The organism is Ferrimonas aestuarii (assembly GCF_005116665.1).
Lineage (GTDB): Bacteria > Pseudomonadota > Gammaproteobacteria > Enterobacterales > Shewanellaceae > Ferrimonas > Ferrimonas aestuarii.
In genome coordinates, this window is record NZ_SWCJ01000016.1 from 1 (window position 1) to 17,610 (window position 17,610).

Below are 17,610 nucleotides of genomic sequence, written 5' to 3' on the forward strand. Positions count from 1 at the left end.
AAAAAGTTTTTTGGAATCCGAAAATTCCGACTCAATGAATTACTGAATTAACTTGTTATAGTCACTCAGTGCAACATTGATATATGAGATATCAATCCTGCGCGAGTGCCCACACAGATTGTCTGATTTAATTTTTAAAGAGCGAGCTCTTAACGCCGCAGCGCTTTAAAGAGCATTGCAACTTGAACCGTGGTTCCCGTTGCTGAGGCTGCGCATTCTACGCTTTCCTCGTTTCCCGTCAAGCGATTTTTTAAGTTTTTACTTCAATCAGTAAAAGTTAATTCAAAACCGTGATTTGGGAGTCAAACCGTTGCCTAGCGCCTTGTTTTCTAAGCCGCTGTGCCCCGTCGACAGGAAGTGCATTATAGGGAGAGAATTTGGTTACGCAAGTGAAAACTTGTCATTTTGTTTCGTCAGACCAGAAATTGACCCAAAGGGTCAATTTCTGCATCTTTTACGAGTGATTATCGGCCACCAGCCCCAATAAATCGGGAATCTTGCTGATCACTAAACTCTTCATTGTTGATGTTTGCTTTCAAATGGAACTGAACATCCATGATTGGCATCTTCAAATCGAAGGGATCGACCGCAATGGAGATTGGCAAACTGGCTACCTCACCAGCATCGACCAATAGTTGTTGTGGCCCTATCCATTTAAAGTCATCTAAGCCGGTGAGGGACAGATCGAAGTTGACCGCCTTCTCACTCTTATTCATGACCTTCAGGGTGTAGACGTTTTCAATCAGGCCAGCGTTGGTTTCTCGGTACAGCATATTACGGTCACGAAGCACATCGAGGGCTAACGGCTTAATGGCGTTAACCATAAACACGAACGCGATACACATGACAATCAATGCCGCGCCATAACCAACTAACTTAGGCCGCATCACTTTACTGGAGCCGCCCTCTAACTGTCGCTCGGTCGTGTAGCTAATAAGGCCTTTGTCATAACCCATCTTACCCATAACGTCATCGCAGGTTTCTGCACATACGCCGCAGTTAATGCATTCGTACTGGAGGCCATTACGAATATCGATGCCCGTAGGACAAACCTGTACGCAGAGGTTACAGTCGATGCAGTCACCCAAGCCCATGGCTTTCGGGTCTTGCTTACGACCACGAGGACCGCGAGTTTCTCCGCGAGTCGCGTCGTAGCCAACTAGGTAAGTGTCTTTATCAAACATCACCGATTGGAATCGAGCATAAGGGCACATGTGCAGGCACATGATCTCGCGCATCCAACCCGCATTACCATAGGTGGCGAAAGTGAAGAACAGTGTCCAGAAGTACGCAGTACCACTGGCCTGACCGGTAAAGAAATCGATATAGAGTTCAGTGGCCGGATAGAAATAGGAGATAAACGCCAGTGAGGTGCCTAGGGCAACCAGAAACCAAGCAAGGTGCTTGCTGGTCTTCTTTATTACCTTTTCAGTATTCCATGGCGCTTTATCTAACTTTATTCGCTTGTTGCGCGCGCCCTCTATCTTCTCTTCTATCCAGATAAAGATGAAGGTCCAGATGGTTTGCGGGCAGGTATAACCACACCAGACTCGACCTAAATAGGTGGTAAAGAAGAACAGGGCGAATGCGGCGATCATAAAGAGGAAGGCCAACACCATCAGGTCTTGAGGCCAAATCACCAGATCAAACACATAGAACTTACGGGACGCTAACTCAAACAAGATAGCGGGACGGTCTCCCCAGGGAATCCAGGGAATAAGAAGGAAGAACGCCATAAACACCCAACCCATCTTGCGTCGTAAGTTGGTCCATTCACCGGACGACTTACGGACGTAGATGGGGTTACGAGGATTAAAGCGATCTAATTTGCGGGGATCCGCAGCTTGAACCTTAATAGGGCGAGCAGGTGCGTCATTACGTGGACCAGCCATAACAGCAAAACCTTTCCATGTTTACTACTCGCCGCAGTATATCAGTTTTCCCTAACAAACAATCAGTAACGAGATCAATAAAATTCAACCATAAGACTAAAGTCTAATAACATCAGTACTCTATGTTGTTTAGGCCGTACTTTTTGATCTTTCTGTAGAGAGTTGCGATACCGATACCAAGCTCTTTGGCTGCCATCTTGCGGTTTTGCACCCGAGCTAGGGTTGATTTAATCAACTGCGCTTCCATGTCCTGTAGGCTGGCATCTTCTTTATTAATACTGATGGTTGCACTGGTCTCGGTTTGCGATTGAACCGGCAATTCGGGCGCTTGGATGTAAGGAGGTAGCAGGTCGGTATCGATCATCTCACCCGTGGGCACCACGTTCACCAAGTACTCCACTAGGTTGCTCAGCTCCCGCACGTTACCTGGCCATTGGTAATGATTCAGCGCCCACAGCACCTCATCAGAAACCCCTGGATAACTCACGCCAATCTTCTGGCTGTGGATCTCCAAGAATCGATGCAACAACAGGTTTATGTCGCCATCGCGTTCTCGTAGGGCAGGGAGGAACATTGGGATTACATTGAGGCGATAATAGAGGTCCTGACGGAACTTGCCTTCGGTGATCATCTGCTGGAAATCTTGGTTGGTCGCGGAAACCACGCGAATGTCGACCGGAACCGGTTTACTCGCCCCAATGGGCATCACCTCACGAGACTCCAGCACTCGCAGTAGCTTAGCTTGCAACGCCAATGGCATGTCGCCAATTTCATCAAGGAATAGGGTGCCTTTATCCGCAGCACGGATAAGACCGGTTTTACCGTTGGAGGAAGCTCCGGTAAACGCGCCTTTTACATAACCAAACAGCTCGCTTTCCAGAAGCTGCTCTGGAATGGCAGCACAGTTGATGGCAATGAAAGGTTTGGACTTACGCTGACTGCTCTGGTGAATGGCGCTAGCAATTACCTCTTTACCAGTCCCGCTTTCACCGTGAATCAGCACACTGGATGGGCTGTCAGCAATACGAGAGATGAGGTGTTTGATCGCTTTCATCGGACGACAGTCTCCCACCACATTACTTAATGTAGTGTCGGCATCCGGTGCAGTTTCCAACTGGCTATTGGGTTGAAAAAAGGCCATCAGGAACAACTGACAGCCTTGGATTTCGTGGAACTGACCGATAACCAATTCCTGTCGCTTACCAATGGTAATAATGTGCTGCTGATGCCCTTCGGCATGGGTCGTTAGGGCTTTAATCAGGATCTGCTCAGATTCGATATCGCTGCTGTGCAGACCCAATTGACACAGGGCCTTTTCATTGCCCATAAGCACATGATCGTCTTCATCCAGAACCAGCACCCCTTGATCCATATGATCTATCAAGCTCATAAAGATACGATCAATGGCGCTATGACTTCGGGATTCCTCCACCACCTTTGCCACAAAGATCTGAGCAATATGGCGAACGTAATCGGTAAAGATCTGCAGGTTATCGTGAATGCGCTGCTGCTGCTCGTCTGTGAAAGCCACTAGGCTTATCACTCCAATGCAGCGCGCTTCCATCATAATGGGGACACCAAGAAACGCCTTTTCCCGACAGTTGTCTCGGCAATTGCAATCGGCGCACAGTGCATCTTGGCGAGCGTGGATTACCACCTTGTCCTGACCTGTCTCTAACACATACTTAAACAGGCGCGCACTGCTGGTCAGTTTCTTTCCCAGCAATCTATTGCATGGTCCGGTACCAGCAATCCGTACTAAATTGGCATCCACCACCTCCGCGTCCACATCCAAGACCGTCGACAGCATCTTGGTAAACTTCAAGATGGTGGTTTGTACCTGCATCAACTCCGATGCGTTAGAGAGTTTTCTATTCATGGTCACCCGACACTTCAGCCTACTTAGAGGTCATATACATTGAACAGCATACAAGTTATCTAAACAAAGCTGAATAAAAACTAAACGGCACATTCAGCCTTTCCATTCTACCGATGGCTTGCGGTTATTCGCAGAGCAAGATCACAAAAAGCACCCATATATCTGTGTATTTATTCTCTAATATCATTCTGATACACACGCTTATGCTGGGTATCATTTTGGCTGCTATCAACATTGATATTTTCTCTTCATTTCGGCCTCTTGAATTCCATTCAGTTCAGCCACCCACAAAGCGCCCCATCAAAAACCATTAAAATCAATCATTTAAGCCGATTTAAAAAGTGATTCAAATCTTTGGCACAAAAGTTGGATAACAGTGAGCAGACAGCCTCCGATTACCAACAAGGCAACCTCACAAATCTGCTCTTTGTTATTAAAGAGCCCCGACATAAAGAAATGGAATATACTTATGAGCAACGTAGAAAAGTTAATCAAAGAAATTAAAGAATTAGAGTCTAACTTAAGCGAAAAAGATTTCCTGCTTACTTGGGAACAAACTCCAGAAGAATTAGAAAAAGTACTTAAAACCGCTGAAGTATTAAAAACTCTACGTAACGAAAACATCAACACCAACGTATTTAATAACGGTCTAGGCATCTCCCTTTTCCGTGACAACTCCACTCGTACTCGTTTCTCTTACGCGTCTGCGCTGAACATGCTGGGTCTGGCCCAACAAGACCTAGACGAAGGCAAGTCTCAGATTGCTCACGGTGAAACCGTTCGTGAAACCGCCAACATGATCTCCTTCTGTGCTGACGCCATCGGTATCCGTGATGACATGTACCTAGGTGCCGGTAACGCTTACATGCGTGAAGTGGGTGAAGCTCTGGACGAAGGTTTCAAAGAAGGCGTACTGCCACAGCGTCCTGCTTTGGTTAACCTGCAGTGTGACATCGACCACCCAACTCAGTCCATGGCTGACTTGGCATGGCTGCAAGAGCACTTCGGTTCTCTGGAAGAGCTGAAAGGTAAGAAGATTGCAATGACTTGGGCTTACAGCCCTAGCTACGGTAAGCCTCTGTCTGTGCCTCAAGGCATCATCGGCCTGATGACTCGCTTCGGCATGGACGTGACTCTGGCTCACCCAGAAGGTTACGACCTGATCCCTGAAGTAGTAGAAGAAGCGAAGAAAAACGCTGAACTGTCTGGCGGTAGCTTCACTCAAGTGAACACCATGGACGAAGCGTTCAAAGACGCCGACATCGTATATCCAAAATCTTGGGCACCTTACCACGTAATGGGCAAGCGTACTGACCTGCTGCGCGCTAACGATCAAGCTGGCCTGAAAGCCCTTGAGCAAGAGTGTCTGGCTCAGAACGCCAACCACAAAGATTGGCACTGCACCGAAGAGAAGATGAAGCTGACCAAAGGCGGCGAAGCGCTGTACATGCACTGCCTACCTGCAGACATCACCGGCGTATCTTGTGAAGAGGGTGAAGTAACCGAAGGCGTATTCGAGAAGTACCGCATCGAAACCTACAAAGAAGCAAGCTGGAAGCCTTACATCATCGCCGCAATGATCATGAACCGTAAGTACAAAGAGCCTGCTCTGGTGCTGGAACAGCTTCTGAAAGAAGCCGACAAGCGCGTTAAGTAATTATCTCCAATCCCGGCGGGGTTCGCCCCGCCAACTCTTACAAGGCCAGGCCCATGTCTACATTTACTCTCAAAATGGAGATCGCCGACAACCGCCACTTCAACGGCACCTTGTCGCCTCTATTCTCCGTAGAAGAAGCTGAAAAAGCTCGTAACTTCCATAAACAAGTGGAAGGTTATCAACCCACTCCCCTGCAGCCGCTGGATAACCTGGCCAAGAGCATCGGCGTGGGCAAAGTACTCGTAAAAGACGAATCCCAACGTTTCGACCTGTGCGCATTCAAGATGCTGGGTGGCGCTTACGCCATCGCCCGTCTGCTGTGTCAGGAATACAACATCGACATTAACGATTTCAGCTTCGACAAGCTAAAAACCGACATTAAAGAACCCATGACCTTTGCCACCGCCACCGATGGCAACCACGGTCGTGGCGTTGCCTGGGCAGCCAATCAGCTAGGCCAAGGCGCAGTGGTATACATGCCAAAAGGCGCAGCACAAGAGCGTGTGGACAACATCCGCAAACTGGGCGCCGAGTGCATTGTTACCGACATGAACTACGACGATACCGTTCGTCTGGCGATCAAAACCGCCGATGAGAACGGCTGGAAAGTGGTGCAGGACACCGCTTGGGAAGGTTACACCGAGATCCCAACCTGGATTATGCAGGGTTACACCACTCTGGTTGCCGAAGCGGTAGATCAGATGGCAGAGATGAACATCGAAAAGCCAACCCACGTACTGCTGCAAGCGGGCGTAGGCGCACTGGCCGGTGGCGCTCTGGGTTACCTAACCAACAAGTACGGTGCCAACGGCATCAAATCGATCATCCTCGAGCCTGAGCAAGCCGATTGCATCTACCGCTCCGGTATCAGCGAACAGGGTGAAATGGTCAATGTGGACGGCGATCTAGACACCATCATGGTTGGTCTAGCGTGCGGTGAGCCAAACCCTATTGGCTGGCCTGTACTGCGCGATTGCGCCACTCAGTTTGTGTCTTGCCAAGATAAGGTTGCTGCTCTAGGTATGCGCGTTTTGGGCAACCCTCTTGGCAATGACCCACGTGTGGTTTCCGGTGAATCCGGTGCCGTTGGCGCAGGCTTCCTTGTTGCCGTCGACAGCCACCCGAACCGTGATGCTTTCTACCAACAGATGGGCCTGGATAAAGACTCCGTGATCTTGGTGATCAACACCGAAGGTGACACCGATCCAGTGCATTACCGTGAAGTGGTTTGGGAAGGCAAGCACGCCATCTAATTCAAATTTTTACTAAAAATAACACGCCGGGGCAGGGGCCCCGGTCAGGAGAATAATTATGACAACTCAAATTCCTTTCGACAAAGTCTTAGCCAAAGCCCAAGACTACAAAGCCGACATGACCAAGTTCCTACGCGACATGATCGCCATCCCAAGCGAAAGCTGTGATGAAGAGAAAGTCGTTCTTCGCATCAAAGAAGAGATGGAAAAGGTTGGTTTCGACAAAGTTGAGATCGACCCAATGGGTAACGTACTTGGCTGGATTGGTCACGGTCCTCACCTGATCGCTATGGATGCACACATCGATACCGTAGGTGTGGGTAACATGGACAACTGGGAGTTCGACCCATATCAAGGTATGGAAGATGACGAAGTGATCGGTGGCCGTGGTGCTTCTGACCAAGAGGGCGGCATGGCCTCTATGGTTTACGCTGGCAAGATCATCAAAGATCTGGGCCTAGAAGATGAGTACACCCTGCTGGTAACCGGTACCGTTCAGGAAGAAGACTGTGATGGTCTGTGCTGGCAGTACATCATCGAAGAGAGCAAGATCCGTCCTGAGTTCGTAGTTTCTACCGAGCCTACCGATTGCCAAATCTACCGTGGCCAGCGTGGCCGTATGGAGATTCGCGTTGATGTAGCGGGTGTTTCTTGCCACGGTTCTGCTCCAGAGCGTGGCTCTAACGCCATCTTCAAGATGGGCCACATCCTAGGTGAAATCGAAGAGTTGGCCGGCAACCTGGGCGACGACGACTTCCTGGGTAAAGGTACTCTGACCGTATCCGAAGTGTTCTACACCTCTCCTAGCCGTTGTGCGGTAGCTGACAGCTGCGCCATCTCCATCGACCGTCGTCTGACCTGGGGTGAAACTTGGGAAGGTGCCATCGAAGAGATTGCTAACCTGCCTGCAGTGAAGAAGTTCGACGCCAAAGTGTCCATGTACAACTACGACCGTCCTGCTTACACCGGTCTGGTTTACCCAACTGAGTGCTACTTCCCAGCGTGGAAGATCGACGAAGAGCACGTGGCCACTAAGACTCTGGAATCTTGCTACGAACTGCTGTTCGACAAGAAGCCTAACGTGAACCGCTGGACCTTCTCTACCAACGGCGTATCCATCATGGGTCGTCACGGCATTCCAGTCATCGGCTTCGGTCCTGGTAAAGAGCCAGAAGCTCACGCTCCAAACGAGAAGACTTGGAAAGATCATCTGGTTACCTGCGCCGCAATGTACGCAGTGATTCCTCAGATGTACCTAGCTAAGCAAGCTCAAGCTAAGTAAGCCAAGAAAACGGCGAGGAGGTTAGCGTGTCCAGACCCAACTTTAACAACGACGCACTGATTAAACACGGCACTCTGGTTCGCGCTAGCGGGCAGTCGCATCAAGATATGTTGATCATCGATGGCAAGATTGCCGCCATCGCGGACCACATCGATGCCGCTGCCCACCCCCAAGCCACTGTTATCGATGCCTCCGGCCAGCTGGTGCTGCCCGGCGGCATCGACGTTCATACCCATTTTAATATCGACGTAGGCATCGCTCGTAGCTGCGATGACTTCTTCACCGGCACCCGCAGTGCCGTCTGTGGTGGTACCACCACCATTGTTGACCACATGGGGTTTGGCCCCAAAGGCTGCAGCTTGCACCATCAACTTGAGGTGTATAAAGCTCACGCCAAAGACAACGCCGTTGCTGACTACAGCTTCCACGGCGTGATTCAACACATTAACGATGACATTCTCGACGAGATGGCCGCCATGGTCACCGAAGAGGGCATCTCCAGTTTCAAACTCTACCTCACCTACGGCTACAAGCTCGGTGACGAAGATGTATTTAAAGCCCTAGAACGCCTCAACCAAGTCGGAGCACTCACCACGGTGCATCCGGAGAACGACGCCGCCATCGCCGCTCGTCGCAGTAAGTTGGTGGAGCAGGGCAAAACCGCGCCCAAATACCATGGCGTTAGCCGCCCCCTTGAGTGCGAAGCCGAAGCCATTGCTCGGATGATCAATCTGGCTAAGCTGGCCGACAACGCACCGCTTTACATCGTGCACCTCTCCAACGGATTAGGTCTGGATTACCTCAATCTCGCACGAGGCCAACAGCAACCGGTCTGGGTAGAAACCTGTCCTCAATACCTGACGCTGAACGAAACCGTCTACACCAGAGAGGACGCCACCAAATTCATCTTAAGCCCACCACTGCGCCCGCAAGCCGAGTGCGACAAACTCTGGGTGGGATTAGAGCAAGGACAGATCGATACCGTTGCCACGGATCACTGCTCCTTCCTATATCAACAACAGAAGCAGCCTCAACACGCCGATTTCACGCGCTGCCCCAATGGCATGCCCGGCGTTGAAGCTCGAATTCCGGTGCTGTTCTCCGAAGGGGTGATGCAAGGTCGCATCACACTAGAACGCTTCGTAGCGCTGACCAGCACCAACCCCGCCAAGTTATTTGGCCTATACCCGAAAAAAGGCTGTCTGGCGGTCGGCAGTGATGCAGACCTCATCCTCATCGATCCTGCCGCCGACAGCATCCATCGCCACAGCGAACTGCATGACGCTTGCGACTACAGCCCCTATGAGGGAATGAAGCTCAAAGGCAAGCTCACCATGACCCTGTTGCGAGGACAGATCGTCGCCAAAGATGGCCAATTCTTAGGACATGCCGGTCAAGGCCAATTCCTTCACCGTCAGCCTTTCAACCCGATAGTCGAATTACACTAATTTTAAGGAGTACCCATGAAACCCACAGCTGTGATCGCCCTTGGCGGTAACGCGCTTCTTCGTCGAGGTGACTCACCGTCGTTCGCCAACCAGATGCAAAACGTCAAGTTGGCCGTGGACGCCATCGTCGAAATCTCTAAAAAATACAAAGTGGTGATCGTTCATGGTAACGGCCCACAGGTTGGCCTATTGGCTCTGCAAAACCTAGCCTACAACAAGGTTGCTCCCTATCCGCTGGATGTTCTGGGAGCCGAAAGCGAAGGCATGATCGGCTACATGCTGGCTCAAGAGCTGCAAAACCGCCTGCCTAAAGTGCCAGTAGCCACCCTGCTGACTCGCATCGAAGTGGATCCTCAAGATCCAAGTATGCTGGATCCAACCAAATTCGTTGGCCCTATCTACGACCAGCAAGAAGCAGCCGTGATGGCGCGTCAGAACAACTGGATCATGAAGCAAGATGGCGAGTACATGCGTCGCGTTGTGGCCTCTCCTAAGCCACAAACCATCGTCGATAAACCCGCCATTGATGCCCTACTTGATGCTCGCCACATCGTGATCTGCTGTGGCGGCGGTGGCATTCCTGTATGTAAAGAGGAAGGTAACTACCGCGGCGTTGAAGGGGTGATCGATAAAGATTTGGCCGCCACCTTGTTGGCCAAAGAGTTGAACGCTGACAAGCTACTTATCCTAACCGACGCCGACGCGGTTTACCTGAACTGGGGAACCCCAGAGCAGACCGCCCTGCGCCAGGTAAGCACTGCGGACCTAGCCCAATACGATTTCCCTGCAGGCTCTATGGGTCCAAAAGTGGAAGCCGCCAGCGACTTTGCCAACTCAGGTGGCCGTGCCTACATTGGCGCCTTGGATCAGGGCGTAGACATTCTGGATGAAAAAGCCGGTACCTGTGTACACGCTTAACCGCCTAAACAGGACTCCAGTTTAAGGCACGTCCTAAGCCTTATTGCCCTCTGCTGCCAGAGGGCTTTTTTGTGCACCTCGACCAGCAAAAACGAACCGCCTCCGATCCGCTTCACACTCCCAAGTTCAGGTACGTTTTTGACCATCCTTAAGACACTCCTGACCTGTGCCAAGCCCTTCATAAGTTTTACTTTAAGAAACGTAAAAACAGCCGGATATATCACGGGAAATGATGATGAACGCCCCCAAAAAAGCAACGATACCTGATCGCTTTCAATAACGAGCACGGCAAAGATCATATAGTCATGATTGAGCAAATTAAGAACTAAGTTACACTGGGTCTAACGCCGTTAGGCCCTTTTTTGAGGTTGTTTTGACTTCCACCAATGACTTGCCCATGGTTCAGTATCGAACCGGTAAATCTGACAATTACGGCATCGAAGTGGTGGACTTAGAACGGTTTCGAGCTCGCCTCAATCGATATAATTTCAGCCCCTATTTGCCACATCAAGTAAGCTACTTTTGCTTCATCTACATTGAGACAGGGCAGGGTAGTCATCAGATCAATGGCGTCGATTATCCTTATCAAGATGGCTGTGTCATCTTCATCAACCAAGGGCAAGCACATGCCTTTGATGCCAACGACCAACCTCAGGGAAAACTGGTCAACATCACCCCCAACTTCTTCTCAGAAGTGGCCGCTAACTTTCGTAACTCCTACTTTGTGCCTTTCCACCTCAGTTTGGCGCATCAGCCTGTGGTGCAATTACCCGAACTGCTCAACCAAAGTTGCCAAACCCTGTTGCGTGAATCCAGTGTTGCCATTACACACGCCAAAGACGATCCCGTTGTTGTGCAGCTGCTGTTTTCTGCCCTACTCACTAAATTGGCCGCCCATCGCCGTGAGCACAGTCTCAACATCAATGACACCCAGCGACATCGTTTTAATGGCTTTCTGAATCTGGTCGAGCAGCAGTTCAGCCACAATCGCGAGGCCAAAGACTACGCCAATCAACTGCACATGAGCTTTAAAGCCCTCAATCAACTGTGCAAACACTGCTGCGGACAAACCAGTAAACAGCTGATCGACTTTCGATTGAATCTGGAAATTACCCGTAAGCTATCAATGAGTGGCGGTACCATTCAATCGATCGCCTTCGAACTGGGGTTTGACGACACCACCAACTTCGTTCGCTACTTCAAGCGTCACCATGGCGTGACCCCAACGGTGTATCGAGAAAACTATCAACAGTTGGCCCTATCCAACATCGACTCCAATCATCTAACATCGACTCCAATCAATAGTCCCTAGAGTTCCAACAATCGCTTGCTAGGCTATTGGCAATGAAATATGGCCCACACATTCAAATAAACGATTGGAAAATAAAAAATCGGGCGCTGATCGACACCCGATTTATAGACTCGCCAGCAATGGTTAACTAGCGCTTAGCGGTGTACTTTTCCGACACGGGCTGCACGTTCGTCATAATCACTCGGGTGACACCCTTGGCAACTGTCATAAGCACGCAACCACGGCTTGTTGTAATCGCCATCGGCGGAGAAGTGATGAGGATCGTCAGAAGGGGCTGACAAATCAATTTGGAACATGTGCGATGAGCCAGGCATATGGCAGTCGACACACTGAGCCATGCCATGAACCGGCTCTTCAAACTCCATCGTGTGACAGTCGCTACACTGTCTAACCATAGCGCCTTCATGACCCGGTTCGTTCTGGTAGTGTTCAGACATGTGGGGGTTATGACACGTTGAGCATCGGAAGTGCTTCTTCACCCCGACTGCTTCGCCGGTGTCAGGGTCGGTCCCCAGCAAGGTATCTGCCGCATGACGACCACCTCGACCATCACGACGCCCCTCTTTTACCGTCATACGACCGCCTTGAGAATCACCACCAAAAATCTCATTTTTAGGAGACACATAGTCCGGATACCGTTTCAACGAATCATCTACGGTGTGGCATTCGGAACAAGCAATGGCGAGGCCAAAGCCCATATCATCCGCCAGATAGTCATCGGTCATGCGTGGAGCCGCATCTTTAGTGATGTTCTGCTTAGATGGTGATTTGATGTGCTTCGAACCGGCACCATGGCAGGCCTCACACTGAATGCCGGTTAATGCAAAGGTTCCGCCCATTCCCGGCATGTCGTTCTGTCGGTTTGGATTGCGGTCATCGTGCAGTGCCGTGGTGGTGTCCTGCCACCCCGTCGTATGGCAACGGCCACAGTAATCGAAACCATGACTGTCTGGAGTATCACCAGGGTGATAAGGCCAAATCATGCTCTCACTGACACTCTCACCTTTCGGAGCCAGACCGGTTCCTGCTTTATCACCCGCCATGATGTAACCATTTTGGTCTATAAACATCGCGCTACTTTTATAACCACCAATCACGTAGCTGATGTCTTGCCAGCCGCTCGGGTTACCCAGAGAGTTATCAACATTGAGAAAGTCGACCGAGCCATCGATGGAGGTAAATGGGTACTGAGGTGCCTTTCCATTAACTTTGGTCAATTTAAAATTGTGCCCAGTTTCTAGATAGCTGGACTTGTCTCTGTGGCACAGTAAACAACGATCAGAGCCAACGTAGCTCAGGCTTTCGGCAGTCACGGTGATGGTCACTGTAGAGCCGGCCTCGCCTCCGTTACCATCATTGATCTGGTAACTCAGCACCGTAGTACCCGCCATGGTGGCTTCAAACCGAATTTGGTTGTCCTGAATTGACGCAATACCTTCGCCCTCGGTCAACTCAACGTTGTGCAACGTTAAAGCGTCGCCATCGGCGTCGGTATCGTTGATTAAGGCATCAATTAACTTAGTGCTGCCAACTTTGGCTTCAGCATCGACTGGGTTGGCAATGGGAGCGGCATTTTCGGGAATGATTGCATCATCGTCATTATCGCTATTACATGCGCTTAGCAGGGACAATGCGAACGCAGCACTTACCACCTTAAGCGGTAAGCCTGATAGGTTAGGAGTCATCATCTTTTCCTTATTGATTTATTTATCAACATCGGCGGAACAATCGATTTTGTTGTGCCGTCGATGTGACTCCATCCTAAGTCAGCCGATTCACCCAAAAGAGAGCAAGAATGGCCGCAAACTGGTCAATAGTGAACCTAAAGGTCAAACTGTGACCGATTCATCAACCCATCCAGAACAGTTATATCGACCTGTTTTGGAACGCAATAACCAAGCATTCCTGCAACGGTTACCCCTGTACTTAACCCTTAGTTCATGCCCTTCAATGTTTGCGAAACTCCGATGGACTCATCCCCGTTTGATTCTTGAATAATTTAGTGAAGTGCGCGGGATAGTCGAAGCCGAGATCATAAGCCACTTGGCTGATGCTGTGACTCGTTCCCAGTAGGGCGGTTTTGGCACGCTCAATCACGTGTTGATGGATGTGTTCGCGGGCATTTAACCCGGTCTCTTTCTTTAGCAAATCCCCAAGGTAATTCGCAGAGATGGCCAAGGATTCCGCACAGTAGGCCACACTGGGTAACCCCTGATCCAACATCCGCTTTTGATCGAAGTAGTCTCGCAGCAGCGACTCAAACCGCTGTACCAGCTCATCACTTTGATTGGTGCGGGTATAGAACTGACGGTCGTAGTAACGGTGGCAATAATCCAACATCAGCTCGATGTTGCTGCACAGCAAATGTTGCGTATGGCGGTCGATGGCCTGATTAAGCTCACGCTCAATCTTGTCCACCAACTCACTCATACTGCGACGCTCCGCCTCTGACAGATGCAGCGCTTCATTGACCTCATAACCAAAGAAACTGAACTGATTTATGCGTTTACCTAGGGGATGTCGACGTATCAGATCTGGATGGAAGGCCACACTCCAGCCTTCAGTGTCGAAATTGGCGTCCATGGTATGAGCTTGCATCACCTGACCCGGTGCGAAGAAGGTCATGGTACCCGCTTCAAAATCGTAACGGCTGCGACCGTAGCCCATGGAGCCACTAACACTGCCTTTTAGGGAGATCATATACAGCTCACTGCGAAACCTCATCGACGGGTCCACCGCCGGCAAGTGACAGTGACGAATGACGGCCACCAACGGGTGTGATGCCGCCCCTCGGCGCATCCAGCGGTGTATTTGAGCAATGCTATCGAGCACCATCAACTCAGACATTTTACTCACCCCATTACTGATAGTAACAGCCCGTCAATTGCTCTGACTGAAGCCACAACTGCTGAGCCACATTGCGATCCATGGAGCGCTTGTTGGAGGACACTCTAACGGGCGCACCGTGAAGCTCAAAGTGTTTAGAAGGGCCAAAGAAATCGCCACTTTGAGCGGAGTCATCGAAACCGGCGCGCAGGGTAGGCTGGGCTCCCATCTCCACCCCTTGAGCAAACCAACCATTCAATCGCTCAACCAAGCCGGTATGACGTTGAAGCTCGGTTGCCGTCCAACCTGGGTGGGCGGCGGTTACTCTCACATCAATGCCCTCGGCCTTAAACCGTCGATCCAACTCATAAGCAAAATAGAGATTAGACAGCTTGCTATCACCGTAGGCTCGGTTCTTATTGTACTTACGGGCACGCCAATTAAGATCGCTCAAATCCAACTTGCCAAAGTAATGAGCCAAGCTAGAGAGCACCACAACCCGCGCGCCTTCAGTGCTTTTGATTAGTGGCAATAACCCCATGGTCATGGCGAAATGGCCCAGGTGGTTGGTACCAAATTGCAGCTCAAACCCATCTTCGGTTCGCCCCTCAGGACAGGCCATGATGCCCGCATTATTAATCAGTACATCGAGACGTTCGAAGTGAGTCGTTACCTGCTGGGTGAAGTTGGCCACCGAAGTCAGCGAAGTTAGGTCCAGCGGATACAGATGCAATTTAGCGTTCGCATGTTGGGCCTTTATCTTAGCGATCACCCCTTCGGCTTTCGGAATATTGCGGGCACCGATAATGACATCGGCTCCTTTGGCTGCCAACACTCTGGCGGTCTCTAAACCAATACCACTGGTGGCACCGGTCACCAAAATAACTCGACCTTGTTGAGGTTCGATCTGGGCTGGGGTCCAAACAGCTTGACTCATGACGTGCTCCTAACTGGAAATCATTAACTTGAGTCCATGCTACCTAACTTAGGCCGGTACAAATTATACCCAGCTCGGTAAGGCTTATACGTTTTACAGGTAGATAAGCCAAAAAAATGGCCGCTCCAAAGAGCGGCCATTTCCGTTGTCACCAAGAGGCTATGACAACTTAAAGCGATTCACCAAGGTGTGCATCACTTCCGCCTGCTCATTGAGGCTGTTGCAACGTTCGCTAGCCAATTCGGTATTGTCCAAACTCTTCTGAGCACCAATGGCGATGTCGGTGACCAAACGGTTCATCTCATTGACTGCCACCGATTGCTGCTGCGTCACCGCCGCGATCTGAGTGTTGATGTCATTCATCTTGGCCACCGCGACGCTGATGCCGCTGAGCTTTTCACTGGACTCAGTCGCCGAGCTCTTACCCTCAACCGACAGGGAGACGTTGGTATTCATCTCGCCCGCCACTCGTTGAGCGGTGGTTTGTAGCTCCTCAATGATGGCGCGAATCTGCTCTGTGGATTCATGGCTACGGTTGGCCAACGCACGAACTTCATCGGCCACCACTGCGAACCCGCGGCCGTGTTCGCCAGCTCGAGCCGCCTCAATGGAGGCATTCAATGCCAATAAGTTGGTTTGCTCGGCCACGCCACTGATCACCTCCAACACGGTATCGATAGAGCGAGCTTTGTCCGCCAGCTCCTGCACCGACTCCTCAGTCGAGTGAGATTGGCTTTCAATCAAACTGACCTGACTCAAGGTGGATTGCAGTTGCTGATTGCCCTCCTGCAAACCATCGTCGGCCTCTCGAGCACTATCGGCGGCACCGCCAGCATTCTCAGCAATTTCAGCCACTGTGGCACCCATCTCCTCCATAGCCGACGCCACTTGATCCGTCTGTCGTTGCTGATTGGTAATGTGGTGACGGATGTCATTCAGCTCCTGAGTCAACACCGCAACCAGCTCATGCAGCTCCTCACTGCGCAGCTTCACCTGCAATAGCATCTGCGCCAGCGCTTCCACAAATTGGTTGTAACCCTGAGCTAAGCGGCCTAACTCATCGTCATTCGCCACGTCCAGACGCTGAGTCAGATCGGCACCACCGGCGGCAATTTCTTCCAACTTCTCCGCCACCCGATCAATAGGGGCAAACAACTTAGTAATCAGCAAGGTAGTAAACAGAATGAACGCCAAAGCCAAGCCAGCGCCAACGGAGATCGAGCTCAGCTGCGCCTTTTCAATGCCGCGATAGACTTCCGACTCCGGCATGTCCACCACCAGATACCACCCCAGAGAGGGCACCAGTTTGGCCAACATTAAGCTGGTTTCTGAGCCGCTACTCGCCTTCACCAACTGCTCACCATGGGGAGTCAGCAATGCACTGGGATCCAACTGGCGAAATTCAGTGAGCGGCTTGCCAATCCACTGATTGTCACCATGAAGCTTGATGATGCCCTGGCTATCCACCATCAGCACTTGGCCCGCTTCACCCACCTTAAAGCCTTTGATCATCTCACTGACGCCGGCCAGAGACAGGCCAATGCCAGTGACACCGATGACGTTGCCCTTGGCATCGTTTACAAGGTGATTAATAAACAAAGAGGGAACGCCGGTGACATCATCCACGTCCAGGGTTAACTCATAGGGAAGTCCGGTATCAAGAAATTGGAAGAACCAATCATTGCGACCATCATTCTTTCTAATTACTCGATTAAGTCCGGCTTCTGTGTAATAACTTCCCGTTTCGGTAGAGATAACAAACGTCGCAATTGCTTGGTGACGCTGTTTAACAGACAAGAGATATTCTTTTAATACCGGTAAACTGTCACTGGGCTCGCCATCTTCCAAGAAGTGAACGACTTGCGGCGTAATACTCAATATATCCGTAACCGCCAATGGTTCAGCCAAGTTACGCGACACCCCCTCCGCCAGCATCCCCAACTGGGCCGGAAACTCGCGCTGTTGCAGCCGCTTTTGAGTTAAATCATTAAAGAGATAACCGTTAACTAAAACTACTAAGATAAGACTGACTGCAAACGCAATCGAAGTGGTTAATAAAATTTTGGTCTTAATCTTCACGCGTAACCTCTAACATCAATGTTTATGAGACCAACCGTATTAAGTGATAAGAGCAATAAATACGAAGTGATTTTAAATGATAAACAGAATTATTTTTTCAAAACTTAATACAAACGATTAATAACTA

At 50.4% G+C, this 17,610-nt stretch carries 12 protein-coding genes; 6 read left to right on the forward strand and 6 right to left on the reverse strand.

The annotated features are described in order from the left end of the window. Nucleotides 1–464: 464 nt before the first annotated feature. Together ccoG and FCL42_RS16600 are read right to left on the reverse strand one after the other, a co-directional pair. Complete coding sequence (gene ccoG / locus FCL42_RS16595; protein WP_136864553.1) at nucleotides 465–1,892, reverse strand: cytochrome c oxidase accessory protein CcoG; 1,428 nt, start codon at nucleotides 1,890–1,892, stop codon at nucleotides 465–467. Nucleotides 1,893–2,004: 112 nt separating this feature from the next. Next, nucleotides 2,005–3,771, reverse strand: a complete 1,767-nt coding sequence (locus FCL42_RS16600; RefSeq protein WP_229359891.1) for a sigma 54-interacting transcriptional regulator — start codon at nucleotides 3,769–3,771, stop codon at nucleotides 2,005–2,007. Between the two features lie 469 nt (nucleotides 3,772–4,240). Here FCL42_RS16600 and ygeW point away from each other — a divergent pair, with 469 nt between their 5' ends. The 6 genes from ygeW to FCL42_RS16630 all read left to right on the forward strand — a co-directional run bounded on the left by ygeW (nucleotide 4,241) and on the right by FCL42_RS16630 (nucleotide 11,641). Next, nucleotides 4,241–5,428, forward strand: coding sequence for a knotted carbamoyltransferase YgeW (gene ygeW / locus FCL42_RS16605; RefSeq protein ID WP_136864554.1), 1,188 nt, complete (start codon nucleotides 4,241–4,243; stop codon nucleotides 5,426–5,428). Nucleotides 5,429–5,481: 53 nt separating this feature from the next. Then, nucleotides 5,482–6,681: a diaminopropionate ammonia-lyase gene (dpaL, locus tag FCL42_RS16610; RefSeq protein WP_136864555.1), complete on the forward strand. Its 1,200-nt coding sequence runs from the start codon at nucleotides 5,482–5,484 to the stop codon at nucleotides 6,679–6,681. Nucleotides 6,682–6,739: 58 nt separating this feature from the next. Continuing rightward, complete coding sequence (locus FCL42_RS16615; protein WP_136864556.1) at nucleotides 6,740–7,963, forward strand: YgeY family selenium metabolism-linked hydrolase; 1,224 nt, start codon at nucleotides 6,740–6,742, stop codon at nucleotides 7,961–7,963. Between the two features lie 26 nt (nucleotides 7,964–7,989). Further along, complete coding sequence (hydA, locus tag FCL42_RS16620; protein ID WP_267873242.1) at nucleotides 7,990–9,411, forward strand: dihydropyrimidinase; 1,422 nt, start codon at nucleotides 7,990–7,992, stop codon at nucleotides 9,409–9,411. A gap of 15 nt (nucleotides 9,412–9,426) precedes the next feature. After that, entirely contained in the window at nucleotides 9,427–10,329 is a 903-nt protein-coding gene (arcC, locus tag FCL42_RS16625; RefSeq protein WP_136864557.1) for a carbamate kinase, read from the forward strand. 397 nt (nucleotides 10,330–10,726) lie between these two features. Then, complete coding sequence (locus FCL42_RS16630) at nucleotides 10,727–11,641, forward strand: AraC family transcriptional regulator (RefSeq protein WP_136864558.1); 915 nt, start codon at nucleotides 10,727–10,729, stop codon at nucleotides 11,639–11,641. A gap of 134 nt (nucleotides 11,642–11,775) precedes the next feature. On the opposite strand, the gene FCL42_RS16635 is transcribed toward FCL42_RS16630, so the two are convergent. The 4 genes from FCL42_RS16635 to FCL42_RS16650 form a co-directional block, all read right to left on the reverse strand. Further along, nucleotides 11,776–13,326, reverse strand: a complete 1,551-nt coding sequence (locus tag FCL42_RS16635) for an Ig-like domain-containing protein (protein ID WP_136864559.1) — start codon at nucleotides 13,324–13,326, stop codon at nucleotides 11,776–11,778. Between the two features lie 262 nt (nucleotides 13,327–13,588). After that, nucleotides 13,589–14,488 (reverse strand): helix-turn-helix domain-containing protein, encoded by a 900-nt coding sequence (locus FCL42_RS16640; protein WP_136864560.1) that lies wholly within the window; start codon nucleotides 14,486–14,488, stop codon nucleotides 13,589–13,591. A gap of 13 nt (nucleotides 14,489–14,501) precedes the next feature. Then, entirely contained in the window at nucleotides 14,502–15,404 is a 903-nt protein-coding gene (locus FCL42_RS16645; protein ID WP_136864561.1) for an oxidoreductase, read from the reverse strand. 159 nt (nucleotides 15,405–15,563) lie between these two features. Further along, nucleotides 15,564–17,483 (reverse strand): methyl-accepting chemotaxis protein, encoded by a 1,920-nt coding sequence (locus tag FCL42_RS16650; protein ID WP_136864562.1) that lies wholly within the window; start codon nucleotides 17,481–17,483, stop codon nucleotides 15,564–15,566. Nucleotides 17,484–17,610 lie beyond the last annotated feature (127 nt).